This window comes from Vibrio aestuarianus, assembly GCF_012395185.1.
Lineage (GTDB): Bacteria > Pseudomonadota > Gammaproteobacteria > Enterobacterales > Vibrionaceae > Vibrio > Vibrio aestuarianus.
The window spans coordinates 1-10,775 of the sequence record NZ_JAAZTU010000030.1 but is presented as its reverse complement, the minus strand read 5'-3'; the positions used below and the strand labels follow the sequence as shown (position 1 = coordinate 10,775).

At 43.8% G+C, this 10,775-nt stretch carries 10 protein-coding genes and 3 pseudogenes; 3 read left to right on the top strand and 10 right to left on the bottom strand.

All coding sequences use genetic code 11. From position 1 onward, the window contains the following. Positions 1-68 precede the first annotated feature (68 nt). Positions 69-656 (bottom strand): YjaG family protein, encoded by a 588-nt coding sequence (locus HGG78_RS14045; protein WP_053309670.1) that lies wholly within the window; start codon positions 654-656, stop codon positions 69-71. A gap of 71 nt (positions 657-727) precedes the next feature. Here HGG78_RS14045 and HGG78_RS14040 point away from each other — a divergent pair, with 71 nt between their 5' ends. Further along, complete coding sequence (locus HGG78_RS14040) at positions 728-1,654, top strand: D-2-hydroxyacid dehydrogenase (protein WP_172533263.1); 927 nt, start codon at positions 728-730, stop codon at positions 1,652-1,654. Between the two features lie 13 nt (positions 1,655-1,667). On the opposite strand, the gene HGG78_RS14035 is transcribed toward HGG78_RS14040, so the two are convergent. The 6 genes and pseudogenes from HGG78_RS14035 to HGG78_RS14010 form a co-directional block, all read right to left on the bottom strand. Further along, on the bottom strand, positions 1,668-1,988 hold the full coding sequence (locus HGG78_RS14035) for a nucleotidyltransferase domain-containing protein (protein WP_172533262.1): 321 nt from the start codon (positions 1,986-1,988) through the stop codon (positions 1,668-1,670). Next, a complete protein-coding gene (locus HGG78_RS14030; RefSeq protein ID WP_172533261.1) occupies positions 1,978-2,403 on the bottom strand; it encodes an HI0074 family nucleotidyltransferase substrate-binding subunit in 426 nt (141 codons plus the stop codon). Before HGG78_RS14030 ends, HGG78_RS14035 begins: the two co-directional genes overlap by 11 nt. Before the next feature lie 100 nt (positions 2,404-2,503). After that, entirely contained in the window at positions 2,504-3,820 is a 1,317-nt protein-coding gene (locus HGG78_RS14025; RefSeq protein WP_172533260.1) for an MBL fold metallo-hydrolase RNA specificity domain-containing protein, read from the bottom strand. Positions 3,821-4,001: 181 nt separating this feature from the next. Further along, complete coding sequence (locus HGG78_RS14020) at positions 4,002-5,939, bottom strand: polysaccharide biosynthesis protein (protein ID WP_172533259.1); 1,938 nt, start codon at positions 5,937-5,939, stop codon at positions 4,002-4,004. Positions 5,940-6,020: 81 nt separating this feature from the next. Further along, a complete protein-coding gene (locus HGG78_RS14015; RefSeq protein ID WP_172533258.1) occupies positions 6,021-6,569 on the bottom strand; it encodes a sugar transferase in 549 nt (182 codons plus the stop codon). A 3-nt stretch (positions 6,570-6,572) separates the two neighbouring features. Next, positions 6,573-6,770: pseudogene (locus tag HGG78_RS14010) on the bottom strand (UDP-glucose 4-epimerase); the annotation flags it as partial. 104 nt (positions 6,771-6,874) lie between these two features. On the opposite strand from HGG78_RS14010, the gene HGG78_RS18975 reads away from it, so the two are divergent. Both HGG78_RS18975 and tnpC read left to right on the top strand, forming a co-directional pair. Further along, positions 6,875-7,141, top strand: a complete 267-nt coding sequence (locus HGG78_RS18975) for a DUF6444 domain-containing protein (RefSeq protein WP_254068221.1) — start codon at positions 6,875-6,877, stop codon at positions 7,139-7,141. Positions 7,142-7,266: 125 nt separating this feature from the next. Then, entirely contained in the window at positions 7,267-8,331 is a 1,065-nt protein-coding gene (gene tnpC / locus HGG78_RS14005; protein ID WP_254068220.1) for an IS66 family transposase, read from the top strand. Positions 8,332-8,364: 33 nt separating this feature from the next. Here tnpC and HGG78_RS14000 read toward each other — a convergent pair. From HGG78_RS14000 to HGG78_RS13990, 3 genes and pseudogenes are all read right to left on the bottom strand, one after another. Continuing rightward, positions 8,365-9,054, bottom strand: a pseudogene (locus HGG78_RS14000) (polysaccharide biosynthesis protein); the annotation flags it as partial. Positions 9,055-9,136: 82 nt separating this feature from the next. Further along, the gene (locus HGG78_RS13995; RefSeq protein ID WP_172533256.1) at positions 9,137-10,303 is read right to left on the bottom strand and encodes a nucleotide sugar dehydrogenase; all 1,167 of its coding nucleotides are present in this window, start codon (positions 10,301-10,303) and stop codon (positions 9,137-9,139) included. A 67-nt stretch (positions 10,304-10,370) separates the two neighbouring features. Continuing rightward, positions 10,371-10,543 (bottom strand): annotated as a pseudogene (locus HGG78_RS13990) (IS1595 family transposase); the annotation flags it as partial. Between the last annotated feature and the right edge of the window lie 232 nt (positions 10,544-10,775).

Genomic DNA, 10,775 nt, shown 5'->3' with positions numbered 1-10,775 from the left:
TTTGAATTTAAGCCATCGATCTCGCCAGTTAGTTTTCATCGTGATAAATGTTCGCTATTTCAATGGAGCTAAAGACTTACACCAATGTTGCTCACGCCTTCATCACGCAGCTCTTGACGTAGATCTTTAATTAAATCAATGTCGCGTTCAACCGCTTCACGAAGTGGACGGAAAATAGCCCACTGGATATCCCACTCTTCGCAAACCGCTTCATTCTGCTTTTGGTTTTCGTTATTGATCGCTTCGCCGGTTTGTGCTTCTTCTAACTGAGCGACTGTCAGCACTGAAATTTGACTGATCTTCTGCATGTTTTCATACAAATAATCACGGTCAAGCAAGCCATGCAGCAAGTTAGATAACGCTACGCACGCATCGATTGCAGGATAAACAGCGTAAACATCAAAATCTTCCGAGCTTGGAATGATCTCTTCCAACTTCTCTAACTGATTCTCGAAATTAATTTTGGCACTTTTTACCGTGAGCAATTCCCAAACGCTGTCTAGAATATCGCGATATACTCGCGCATGAGCAAATTCAGCATTATCGCAAAACATGGCATAGTTCGGGTACATACGTTCACACAAACACGCCATAAAAGTAATTTGTTGCCAAGGTTCAAATTTCTCAAGACGAACCTGTAGAGGGTTTTGTAGCATAATCACTCAATCGTTGCAGAAAAAGACAGCGGAAGTGTACTTGATAAACAACAGGGAAAAAAGCAAAGCTGATGAACAATTTCACCGATAAAGTGTATATTCTTACCGAGCATGATGAGATTTACCGCCAAGCTCTAGAGAAAGCGGGTTTGACAGACTTGGTTATCACTACAGAGCGCCACCAAGCAACTATTCTGCTAGCAGCTCCCCCAATGGCCGCAAAGTGTCTGCAAGACTTCCCTAATCTAGAGTGGTTACAATCAGCCTATGCCGGGGTTGATACTTTAATTGATCCTAATTTGCGTCAAGATTACCAATTGACCAATGTGAAAGGCATCTTCGGCCAACAAATTGCCGAGTATGTACTTGGCTACACTATTGCACATTTCAGGCACTTTCCACGCTATCAAGTTCAACAGCAACACAAACAATGGCTACCGCATGCTTACCAGTCAATTAATGGCAAAACCATGGTCATACTCGGCACGGGTGCAATTGGTAGCCACTTAGCACAAGTAGCGAAAGCGTTTGGTTTAACGGTTGTTGGGGTTAATAGTACTGGGATCCCTGCTAGAAGTGGCCAATTTGATCAGACCTATCATGTCAATGAACTTGGCGCGGCCTTTGCCCAAGCCGATATTGTGGTCAGTACCTTACCCAATACGCCTCAAACGCTCGGTCTGTTAAACCAGAATACGCTGAATCATTGCCAACAGGCGTTATTGTTTAATGTCGGACGCGGCAAAAACCTCGTCGAGAGTGATCTCATTACCGCGATTGAACTGGGCCACATTCAACACGCCTATCTGGATGTATTTGAGCAAGAACCGCTCGATAGGGAACATCCGTTTTGGCAACACCCGAGCATCACGTTAACTCCGCACATTGCCGCTGTCAGTTTTCCTGAGCAGGTGGTAGAGATTTTTACACGCAACTACCAGTTATGGCGTGAAGGTTTCCAACTGGAAAACCGTATTGATTTTGATAAAGGGTATTAAGGGGTTTCGGCTTTCACTTGATCTGCAAGCCATGCTGTTCGATATGGGCCAACAATTCAGGTGAAGTGATTTTATGCTTAATCAACAAATCGACCTTGTATGGTAAAGATGATTGATCCAAGGTATCAAGCATCAGCGCAATCTCATTTAAGGTGAGCGCTTGCCCTTCTAACGCAATGTCGATATCTGAACTCTCTTTAAATGTACCCAGCGCCCGAGAGCCAAAAACCCACGCACGCTCAACCAAAGGGTTGGACAATATTACGTCGTTCAATAGCTGATATTGATGAAGTTTTAAACCAATTTTTATTGAGACAAGGGCTTTACTGACCACTTTTTGCCTCTAAATTTTTCACTTCTAAATAGTCGGTAATCTCACCGATTACCGGAGAAAAACGTTCCACAATAAGCTGTTGTGCTTCAAGGACATTTTTTTCATCGTAGGTATGTGATAGCAGATTTCGCTTCATCAATGCTTCAAGTAGCACCTCACATTGTTCAGAAGAAAGATGTCTCGCCTCTAATGCGGTACGAATAACACTTCGTGGTGAAGCAACATCAAAACCTTCAAATTCAAGTAAATCTTTTAGCGTTTTCCAAGTTAACTCAAATGAAAACTCGAACGTTTGCACTAACCCAGCAAGCTCTAGTTCATTGTAAGTTTTTTGAGAACAAGCTTTTTCAAGACGATGCTGCGCTTTGGATAAGTTTTGTAGACGCTGTTTCCAACGTTGAGGGTTTAAAGTCATCGTATTCACCTTAGCACGGGATGCTCGAATTCTAACGGATGAAGTATGATACCTTCCCACCAAGGAAAGAGAAACGCAAACCTTCGTTCGCTGACTCACCTCAACTCACAACCTTATACCCCGCACTTCTGAGCTTTACAGCAAAAGCTTGCTTTGTTTCCGGCTCTCCGTGAATTAGATGGATCTGCTTTGGTTTTTCAGCAATACCTTCAATAAAACGCAACAGGTCTGCTTGATCTGCATGGGCTGAATAGCCAGACATGGTATGAATGAACGCGTTAACCTGCGTTTGTTGACCATCAATCCACACCTGGTTATCACCTTGCTGTATTGCGCGGCCTAGCGTTCCTTTAGCTTGATAACCAGCAAAAATGACGTCAGTTCGCTTATCTGGCAATAGCGCTTGTAGGTAGTCCATCACTCGCCCACCCTCACACATACCAGAAGCAGCAACAACAATTGCGGGCTCGCCCGTTGAGGCTAAGCGGTTCACTAAGGCATGATGTGAGCGATTATCTTCAACCGTTATGCACTGCTCGAAAGCCAATGGATGCCGCTTTGCGTCTAAACGCACTTTCGCTTCTTTGCCCCACAGTTTTTTAAAACGGCGATAAGACTTGGTTACTTTTTGCGCCATCGGCGAGTCTAAAATAATCGGAATATTTCCAGCAATACCATGTTCGAAAATCAATTGCTCGATATCAAACAGTAATTCCTGAGTTCGACCAACACTAAACGCAGGAATCAAGATCGTGCCGCCATCTTGCAGTGAACGGTTGATAATGGTCTGAAGGCGCTGCGACCTTTGCTCGACACTTTCGTGAACTTTATCGCCATAGGTCGTTTCAATGTAGAGGTAGTCCGCACGTGGTGGCGAAACTGGGTCTGGCAGCAGTGGCGTATGGCTTGGGCCGAGATCACCAGAAAAAACCACAATCTCGTTATTTGGTAATTTAAACTCGACAAATGCCGAACCCAATATATGACCTGCTGGGTTGAAGCGAAAATAGCAATGAGGGAGATCACGAGAAAGTGGCTGCCACACGCCGTATTCAATAGGCTTAATCAGTGACTTTACGCGATCCAATACTCGATGGCGCTGCCCATGGTTAAGCCCCTGTTGAAGCTTTAAGCCATCTTCGAGCATCAGTGGCACAAGCTCTGCGGTTGCAGAAGTACAGTAAATCGGTTGGTTAAAGCCGGCGGCCAATAGCCAGGGAATACGCCCGATATGATCAATGTGCGAATGCGTTAACACCAACGCTTTGATATGACGAACCGCAAATTCGATGTTGAGCGACTTTGAACTTTTCCCCTGCACTAAACCACAATCAATGAGCACGCCAACACCATTAAGATTGAGTTCATGGCAAGAGCCAGTGACCGTATGTTTTCCGCCATGATGAATGATGTTCATAAATTACACCCCTTAAATATCGACTCACAATTATGAAACCACACGAGCAATAAGTAAGCTCATCACTATTATTCTTCGAGTTATATCGAAAAATAATCTGCCTGCTTTATCGTCAAAAGCGCATCCTGTTCAGATCAAACCCCATAAACCAAAAGAGCCCCAACAATGGGGCTCTTTTAAATTAATGTAGTATCTCGCAAGGTGGTTCACCACCATCATGCAACCGATGCCAAACTAGATCGCAAATACCATCAGAAGGATTAAAGTCAGTCGGTGCTGAGATCAATAATTCGCGAATTTTCTCATGGTCAAAATTATGACAAGCAGAATCTAATTGCTCTAACAAGCACGTATAGTCCGACAAGGGTAAAAAACGCTCACTCGCAGTCATGATCCTTTCATGAGCCGTTTGCTCGACATTATCGCCAATAAGAAGCTCTTCGAATAACTTTTCACCTGGACGTAGACCTGAGAATTCAATCGAGATATCACCATAAGGATTTTCTTCATTTTTAACTTCAAGGCCAGATAACCGGATTAGATTTTCCGCAAGATCAATAATCTTGACTGGTTCACCCATATCCAAGACAAATACATCGCCCCCTTTACCCATTGCTCCAGCTTGAATTACCAACTGGGCCGCCTCAGGAATCGTCATAAAATAGCGGATAATATCAGGGTGAGTTACCGTTAATGGCCCACCTTTCAAGATTTGCTTCTTAAATAACGGAACAACAGAACCTGATGAACCAAGAACATTACCAAAGCGCACCATGCAAAAACGAGTGCCACCACTTTTCATTTTCTCTTGTTCCGCTAAGGCTTGAAGGCCTAATTCTGCCATACGTTTTGTCGTACCCATCACATTGGTCGGTCTGACGGCTTTATCGGTCGAAATCAACACAAATGATTCAACTTTAGCTTCAATCGCCGCTTTTGCAGTGTAGTAAGTACCAAACACATTGTTACGTACCCCTTCAACCACATTGTATTCCACCAAGGGTACGTGCTTATAGGCAGCTGCATGATAAATGGTTTGGACTGCAAAACTTTTCATCACCACGGACAAGCGGTTGATGCGTTGAACAGACCCTAACAGTGGGATAATTTCAACATCGAGCCCTTTTTCTTTTGCAAGCAGATGTAACTCACGATCTATTTGGTACAAGCCAAATTCAGACAATTCGAACAAGATAAGGGTTTTCGGTTTACATGAAAGAATTTGACGACACAATTCAGAACCGATCGAACCACCAGCACCTGTCACCAGTACGACTTTGTTTTTTATATTGGCTTCCATCAGTGACTGCTGTGGTGTTACTGCATCCCTACCGAGCAAATCTTCTATCGCAACATCTTTCAATTCATCAATTGTCGCCTTGCCTTCTACAATATCTTTCATATCCGGCACCGTGAGTACTTCAGCTGAAATAGGCACTAGAGCATCCAAAATTTGCTTACGACGCGCACGTGACGCACTCGGTACCGCTAACAGAATTTGATGTACATTGTGTTTATCAACGGCAGCAGAGGCCTCTTTGAGATTTCTTACCGATAACCCCATGATCACGGTGTTTTCAAGAGTCGAATCTTCATCAATAAAACCCACTACTTTATGAGTTTCAGATGAACGCAACGCCCAAGCCAATTGCCTACCAGCAGAACCGGCACCATAGATAAGAACGTTTTTCTTCCCTTTGCCATTAACCTGCGCGACCAGCACACGAACAATGAGCCGCGAACCACCACATAACAAACAAAGAAAGGTGCCATAGATAATAGGCACTGAACGCGGTATTGACGCATCAAAATAAAATGCAAGTATCGCAACCGTTGCCGCCGAGATTGCCGTACCAGCACTCACCACCGCTAACGCATGAAAGGTCAAATAGCGAAGCACAGCACGATATAGCCCAAGTCGCGTATAGACAAAAAGCGTCACCGCTAACGTACCTAGAACTACATAGCGAGTTGAGACATCATCAAATGACTGGATATGACCAATACGAGTCCAATACGCGGCATAAAAAGAAGCAATAATAAAAAATGTGTCTATACATACGCTGATAATGCGTTTGTTAAACCTTGAGAGGTTCCAGATAAAATTAAGCCTAGCCATGTTATTTCTCTAATATAAACCAACGCCAGTATTGTACTGGCGTTGGTTTAAAAAGTCTTTGTAGATAAATTGAAAGCAGTGTTACTTCACAGCATCACCACTACCACTGCCCGTTGCTGTCATTAATATGTACTTGAAGTAATCTTTTAGCGTCAAGGTATCAATCATCTGCTTATCTGTTTTTGCCAATAGCTGCGGTGTAGACATATCAATGTTTTGCACCTGAGCAAGGCCAGTGATACCGGGTAGAACATCATATACCCCTAATGCATCACGTTCTTTAATCAGTTCTTCTTGGTTAAACAAATTTGGACGCGGACCCACCAAGCTCATTTCACCTTTCACCACGTTAATCAACTGAGGTAATTCATCGAGCTTGGTTTTACGAAGAAAAGCACCGAGTTTAGTGATTGATGCATTGTTCGCTAAGTGGCTTGCTACAGACTTGGTTTCTACCGACATGGTACGAAACTTAATCAACTTGAATGGCTTTTTATTTCTGCCTACTCGAGTTTGAACAAAAATCGGCGAACCTGTGTCGAAGAGGCCAATAATGGTGACAATCAATAGCACTGGCCACAAAAACAGCAAGCCAAAGAAGGCGGCTAGGAAATCAATTAAACGGATCATATATCATTTTATTCCGGTATCACGCAATGTTGCCATTGCTTGCTTCATTGTTAGCGGGGGTGTCCAACATAACACATCGTTGATGTTAGAAGAGTCCACTTCTAAGTTGCCATACAACTGTTCAATCATAACTGACTTTCCGGTTAATTTTCCGATGAGACGCATTAGACTCACTGGAATTGGCAATTGGATAACTTTCTTCGGGTAAGCGTTCACCAGCAGACCATTGACAATAAAGTGTGAGTTAACGCAATTGATCCAACATTCCTAATTGAGTGATCATTTCTAGCCGTCATGATTAACGCATGAAAAAGAAAAAATCTAAATTCTCATATTCGCCGCCCGTGGCCTCAGATATCAACGAAGCGAATGCGCTGATTGTTGAGCTCTGGGAGCAGTTGCGCCACTATGAGGACAAGCTCAAAACTAGCAGCGCTAATTCATCCAAATCACCATCATCCGATGAGCCTAAAGATCGGGCTGAAAGAAAAAAGCTCAAAGCTCTAGTGGTCGCAATCCAAGAGGAACTAAACAGGGTCACTCAGGGCACAAACGACAACTCTCAGAATTAAAACCATCTGATACCGTTGTTGAATGTTACCCAGATAGTGCCTGTTATTGTTGTGGCGATACGAACCTTAAGATGAGTGATAAACCTTTTTATCGCCATCAGGTTCATTAAATTCCCAAACCGACAATGGATATTACCGAGTATCGGCTTTTTTCTGGTAAATGCTCTCAGTGTGGCGAAACCGTGAGGGCCAGAAAGCCGAGCGATATACCTCAAGGTATCATGGGGCCCAATCTATTGAGTCATATCGCGATCTTGGCTGGTCAATATCATCTGAGCGTGCGCAAAATACGCTCTTTACTTAAAGAGCAATTCGGTACGACTTTTTCAATTGGCGCAATCAGTGAAGCTCAAACTCGTGTTGCCTCAATGCTTACCCCACTGCACCAAGCCATCAAAAGTAATATTCAAACGGCTCCGTTAGTACACGTCGATGAGACTTCACACTCACGAAATAGTGAAGAGCGTTTACAGTGGTGCTGGTTAGTATCGAGCGACGATTTAGTGTACGAAAAGATCCTATTCTCTCGCTCCATTCACTCAGCTAAAGCGGTTCTGGGCGCCCATTACTCTGGGGTTGTCGTCAGTGACCAATATGGTGGTTACAACTGGATATCACCAAATAAACATCAGCTATGTTGGTCACACGTGCTCCGAAACTTACAACAGATTGCGGATTACACAGGTAAAGGACATACAGCTAAAATAGGGCAACGACTTGTTATGCTGAGCAAATTAGTTTTTCGAACGCGACATCGTTGGGAGTCCGAAACGATAAAATATAGCCTGTACCTAAACAGATTAAGTCGAATAAGACAGCGTTTTAATTACTGGCTCAATAAAGGGATCAAGCAAATACCAATTCAACGCTATCAAGGTCGCTGCAAAAAACTGGATGAGCATAGACCAAGCTTGTGGTTGTTCTTAACTAACCCCAAAATACCATTAACCAACAATGAAGCTGAACGTCGACTTCGTGGCTTTGTCATTCAAAGAAAAATCAGCTACGGCACTACCTCGGATGCAGGCGGTAAGTTCCGAGACCGTCTACACTCGCTAATCGAAACGTGTAAAAAGCGAAAGATATCGTCACTTGATACGCTTTCACGCATAGTCAACGCTGTTGTTCGTCAGCAGCCATACCCAAATGTGCTCGCTCTTAAACAAATGAGTTTTTACCTAAACACTTAGTCAACACGCTGCTGGTGAACGCTTACCCACCGGAAGGTGAACTAAAGAGTCTAAAATCGCTTTACGTTTGGCGCGCGACGCACTCGGAACCGCGAGTAAGATTTGACTCACTTGGTGCTTTTTTACCTGCTGCTCTACCTTTTTAGTTGCCTTAACTTTCACCCCAAGAATAATGGTATTATCGAGCGTTGGGTCTTCATCAATAAAGCCGACCACTTTGTGTGTTTCGGAAGAGCGCAGCGCCAGTGCTAATTGCCGCCCAGCCGCACCTGCACCATAAATCAGTACTCGTTTTTTACCTTTGCTGTTGGCTTCATTGACCAACACACGCACGATTAACCGAGAGCCGCCACTGAGTAAGCACAAGAACGCGCCATAAATAATAGGAATAGAGCGTGGAATGGGTGCATCGAAGTAAAACGCCAACATCGCCACCATGCAGGCCGAAAACAGCGTTCCGATGCTGACCACCGCCAAGGCGTGAAAGGTGAGATAGCGCAATATTGCCCGATACAAGCCGAGCTTAGAGAAGACGATAACGGTTGAAGCCAATGTTCCGATGAGCACATAGACCGCTAGTGGATTGCCGAGAGGGAGAACATCACCAATGCGCACCCAATAAGCGGCATAAAACGCCCCAACAATAAACAGGGTATCAATTAAGACACTGATCACGCGTTTGGTCGGACGTGACAGATTCCAAAGGTATTGTAGCCTAGCCATTTTCGGTCTCTTTATTAACTTAACGCCATTATTGTACTGGCGTTTATTAAGATTGTCTTGCTTCTGTCATCGCCGTGACACCTCAATCACTACCAAACAAATCACGGGTGTAGACCTTTTCCTCTACATCACGAATTTCATCCACCATGCGATTTGACACAATGACATCACAGGTTGCTTTAAATTCTTCTAAATCCTTGATCACCTGAGAATGGAAAAACTCCGCTTCTTTTAACACGGGCTCATAAACGACCACTTCAATACCTTTGGCTTTGATGCGCTTCATGACGCCCTGAATACTCGAGGCACGAAAGTTATCCGAACCTGATTTCATGATAAGGCGATAAATACCAACCAGTTTGGGATTGCGGCTAATAATGGAGTCAGCTACAAAATCTTTACGAGTACGGTTAGCATCCACAATCGCGCTAATGATTTCGTTAGGTACATCTTGGTAGTTGGCACGCAGCTGTTTGGTGTCTTTGGGTAGGCAATAGCCACCGTAACCAAACGATGGGTTATTGTAGTGGCTGCCAATACGAGGATCTAACCCTACCCCTTCAATGATTTGACGCGGATCTAAGCCGTGTGTTTCAGCGTAGGTATCCAGCTCATTAAAATACGCGACACGTAATGCTAAATACGTGTTTGAAAAGAGTTTGACCGCTTCAGCTTCGGTTGAATCTGTGAAAAGGACGGGGACCTCTTTCTCGACTGCACCTTCTAAAAGCAAATCCGCAAACACTTTAGCACGCTCGGACTGCTCGCCTACGATAATACGTGATGGGTGCAGGTTGTCATACAGCGCTCGCCCTTCACGTAAGAACTCAGGTGAGAAAATAAGGTTATCACAACCTAGCTCTTCAGAAATACGTTTAGTGTAGCCTACAGGTACGGTCGATTTAATGACCATTACTGCATCTGGGTTGATCGCCATGACGTCCGCAATGACGGCTTCCACTGACTTTGTGTTGAAATAGTTGGTTTGAGGATCGTAGTCGGTCGGCGTAGCAATCACCACATAGTCGGCCTCTTTGTAAGCCAGCTGTTTGTCTAACGTTGCCGTGAAATTGAGATCTTTATTGGCCAAGAAGTCCGAGATTTCAGTATCCACAATCGGCGATTGCTTGTTATTAAGCAGTGTGACTTTTTCTTCAATAATGTCAACGGCCACAACTTCGTGATTCTGTGCCAACAACATGGCGTTTGACAAGCCAACATAGCCGGTACCGGCGATAGCAATTTTCATATTTTTGATTCTTCTAATACATGTAAAACGAACGGCAAAGGATGCCGGAAATAAGGAATTGGAAAGGCTATGTTCCCTTTAATTGTTGCTGAAGACTTAACATTCTGTTTTTTCAGTAACTTCCATGTAACGGTGCCAACCAAGGTAATGATCTAGGTACTTCGTTGCTACTCCATGGAATCGCTTCATCCATTCTTTGGTGCGACTGTGATAAGCATTCACATTTTGAACATGAAAAACTCGGTCAATGACCTTTAATCCTGCGGATATATTGAGTTGCTTATGCACTAAGTACTGAGGAATCCCCTGATGATTTTTATAAAAATCATCAAGTTAAGCTGGATACACATCTTGCCATGTGATCAAATAGTTCTGCTAAAAATCAACTGACCAGACAGCAAGATGTGTGAACTCAATATCCTACACGATTCTCTTTACCAATTCTGCCCTGAACTACACTTAAAGCGACTTA

Excerpts from the sequence above, each read along its gene's own strand:
- HGG78_RS14045 (WP_053309670.1), bottom strand. The coding sequence starts at position 656 with ATGCTACAAAACCCTCTACAGGTTCGTCTTGAGAAATTTGAACCTTGG.
- HGG78_RS14040 (WP_172533263.1), top strand. The coding sequence starts at position 728 with ATGAACAATTTCACCGATAAAGTGTATATTCTTACCGAGCATGATGAG.
- HGG78_RS14030 (WP_172533261.1), bottom strand. The coding sequence starts at position 2,403 with ATGACTTTAAACCCTCAACGTTGGAAACAGCGTCTACAAAACTTATCC.
- HGG78_RS14025 (WP_172533260.1), bottom strand. The coding sequence starts at position 3,820 with ATGAACATCATTCATCATGGCGGAAAACATACGGTCACTGGCTCTTGC.
- HGG78_RS14020 (WP_172533259.1), bottom strand. The coding sequence starts at position 5,939 with ATGGCTAGGCTTAATTTTATCTGGAACCTCTCAAGGTTTAACAAACGC.
- HGG78_RS14015 (WP_172533258.1), bottom strand. The coding sequence starts at position 6,569 with ATGATCCGTTTAATTGATTTCCTAGCCGCCTTCTTTGGCTTGCTGTTT.
- HGG78_RS18975 (WP_254068221.1), top strand. The coding sequence starts at position 6,875 with ATGAAAAAGAAAAAATCTAAATTCTCATATTCGCCGCCCGTGGCCTCA.
- tnpC (WP_254068220.1), top strand. The coding sequence starts at position 7,267 with ATGGATATTACCGAGTATCGGCTTTTTTCTGGTAAATGCTCTCAGTGT.
- HGG78_RS13995 (WP_172533256.1), bottom strand. The coding sequence starts at position 10,303 with ATGAAAATTGCTATCGCCGGTACCGGCTATGTTGGCTTGTCAAACGCC.